This is a genomic window from Ekhidna sp. ABH4_415 (assembly GCF_056161305.1).
On sequence record NZ_JBSWYW010000029.1, the window covers coordinates 1 to 402 of the forward strand.

At 50.2% G+C, this 402-nt stretch carries 1 protein-coding gene; it reads left to right on the plus strand.

The features are described from left to right. The coding region (locus tag ACXAH9_RS17180; protein ID WP_474896084.1) for a hypothetical protein at positions 1-402 on the plus strand (402 nt) is incomplete at both ends.

Consider the following 402-nt stretch of genomic DNA (forward strand, 5'->3'; position numbering starts at 1 on the left):
GATGGAGACTATGTATTGACTGTTACCGACCTCATCACCGGATGTGTGTCTGCTACAGCAAACATTACCATCAACTCCGGTCAACCTACCCTTGGTGCAGGTGAGTCCGGATTGACCGGAAACTCTGTCTGCGACCCAGGTGCCAACGACCCAGGTAACCCGGATGCTAACGGTGCGGTTACCCTTACCCCTACTGGTGGTACAGGAGCTGGCACGTTTGCGTTCGCACTTGAAACTGCAGGTGGTACCCCGATCGCTTTTGATGGATCTACTGGTGGAATATACGCTGATGTAAGCTATAACCTCAATGGAGTCACTAACACTACAGTCAATGGATTACCTATCGGTAACTATGTGATGACCATCACCGATGAAAACTCAGGCTGTTCAATCGATCATCCG